The organism is Citrobacter sp. Ce119, from assembly GCF_030334525.1.
Lineage (GTDB): Bacteria > Pseudomonadota > Gammaproteobacteria > Enterobacterales > Enterobacteriaceae > Citrobacter > Citrobacter europaeus.
In genome coordinates, this window is sequence record NZ_JAOWDR010000014.1 from 1 (window position 1) to 265 (window position 265).

At 53.6% G+C, this 265-nt stretch carries 1 tRNA gene; it reads left to right on the plus strand.

Going from position 1 to position 265, the window contains the following annotated elements:
- Positions 1 to 180: 180 nt before the first annotated feature.
- Positions 181 to 256: transfer RNA gene (locus tag OGV80_RS01660), tRNA-Ala, on the plus strand.
- Positions 257 to 265: the final 9 nt, after the last annotated feature.

The window sequence follows — 265 nt, forward strand, 5'->3', positions numbered from 1 at the left end:
GCTTGTAGCTCAGGTGGTTAGAGCGCACCCCTGATAAGGGTGAGGTCGGTGGTTCAAGTCCACTCAGGCCTACCAAATTCTTTCTGATACCGCGTTGTGAAACGACTCGCATACTTCAGTATGCTTCGCCGCTCCACGCCTTGTCTCAGCAAGAATTAAGGTGAATGAGATAACTACGATGGGGCTATAGCTCAGCTGGGAGAGCGCCTGCCTTGCACGCAGGAGGTCTGCGGTTCGATCCCGCATAGCTCCACCATCCTTTACT